Annotated in this window: 9 tRNA genes and 1 rRNA gene; all 10 read left to right on the top strand. The window is 46.2% G+C overall.

What is annotated here, in order from left to right:
- Positions 1–95 (top strand): 5S ribosomal RNA (rrf, locus tag JOD45_RS16445); the annotation flags it as partial.
- A gap of 7 nt (positions 96–102) precedes the next feature.
- A tRNA-Val gene (locus tag JOD45_RS16440) sits at positions 103–178 on the top strand.
- A gap of 13 nt (positions 179–191) precedes the next feature.
- A tRNA-Thr gene (locus tag JOD45_RS16435) sits at positions 192–264 on the top strand.
- A gap of 66 nt (positions 265–330) precedes the next feature.
- Positions 331–406: transfer RNA gene (locus tag JOD45_RS16430), tRNA-Lys, on the top strand.
- A gap of 79 nt (positions 407–485) precedes the next feature.
- Positions 486–570, top strand: a tRNA-Leu gene (locus tag JOD45_RS16425).
- Positions 571–585: 15 nt separating this feature from the next.
- Positions 586–660: transfer RNA gene (locus tag JOD45_RS16420), tRNA-Gly, on the top strand.
- A 14-nt stretch (positions 661–674) separates the two neighbouring features.
- A tRNA-Leu gene (locus JOD45_RS16415) sits at positions 675–763 on the top strand.
- Positions 764–766: 3 nt separating this feature from the next.
- A tRNA-Arg gene (locus JOD45_RS16410) sits at positions 767–843 on the top strand.
- Positions 844–847: 4 nt separating this feature from the next.
- Positions 848–924 (top strand) — tRNA-Pro (locus tag JOD45_RS16405).
- A 12-nt stretch (positions 925–936) separates the two neighbouring features.
- Positions 937–1,012, top strand: a tRNA-Ala gene (locus tag JOD45_RS16400).
- Positions 1,013–1,285 lie beyond the last annotated feature (273 nt).

Genomic DNA, 1,285 nt, shown 5'->3' with positions numbered 1-1,285 from the left:
GTCACACCCGTTCCCATCCCGAACACGGTCGTTAAGCTCTTCAGCGCCGATGGTAATTGGGGGCTTCCCCCTGTGAGAGTAGGACGCCGCCAGGCGAACTTTGGAGGATTAGCTCAGCTGGGAGAGCATCTGCCTTACAAGCAGGGGGTCGCAGGTTCGAGCCCTGCATCCTCCACCATTCATCTGATTACGCCGGCCTAGCTCAATTGGCAGAGCAACTGAATCGTAATCAGTGGGTTGGGGGTTCAAGTCCTCTGGCCGGCATTTTATAATAATGTCGCTTTTAAGTATAGGACAAGCTTTTAAAGCAAAGCATAAATATATCATTATGAGCCATTAGCTCAGTCGGTAGAGCATCTGACTTTTAATCAGAGGGTCGGAGGTTCGAATCCTCCATGGCTCACCATTTTTTAAATTAATAAGAGATTTGAATTTTTTGAATCAATGGATTTTATCCAAGATATTTTAACAGCTGATTTTATTACGCGGGTGTGGCGGAATTGGCAGACGCGCTAGATTTAGGATCTAGTGTCTTACGACGTGGGGGTTCAAGTCCCTTCACCCGCACCAGAGTATGAAAAGTATGCGGAAGTAGTTCAGTGGTAGAACATCACCTTGCCAAGGTGGGGGTCGCGGGTTCGAATCCCGTCTTCCGCTCCATTCAAATGAATAATGCCGGGGTGGCGGAATTGGCAGACGCACAGGACTTAAAATCCTGCGGTAGGTGACTACCGTGCCGGTTCGAGTCCGGCCCTCGGCACCATTTGCGCCCTTAGATCAACTGGATAGATCGTCTGACTACGGATCAGAAGGTTGGGGGTTCGAATCCTCCAGGGCGCGCCATTATCGGGAAGTAGCTCAGCTTGGCAGAGCACTTGGTTTGGGACCAAGGGGTCGCAGGTTCAAATCCTGTCTTCCCGACCATTTAATTACTGTGGGGCCTTAGCTCAGCTGGGAGAGCGCCTGCTTTGCACGCAGGAGGTCAGCGGTTCGATCCCGCTAGGCTCCACCATTTTTATCTGTTTTATATCGATGTTTTTAAGTTTTTATGTTACTATATAAAATGCTGCTCTTAATAAATGCGACGCTTTAAGCAACAAAAAAAGTTATTGACAAATTAGTTGCAAAATGTTATTATAATAGAGTTGCTAAAAACATAAAAGATTACGCATTTATTTGCTTGCGTAACTGATTGTTCTTTGAAAACTAAACAAAAGCCAAGCGTGATTGAAAGGGCAACTTTCAACAACAGCTAAGGATCATAACGATTAAAAGTTTAACTGTT

It is taken from the genome of Scopulibacillus daqui (genome assembly GCF_016908855.1).
Taxonomy (GTDB): domain Bacteria; phylum Bacillota; class Bacilli; order Bacillales; family Sporolactobacillaceae; genus Scopulibacillus_A; species Scopulibacillus_A daqui.
Note: the sequence above shows the minus strand (reverse complement) of the source record. Positions and strands in the feature narration are given on the sequence as shown.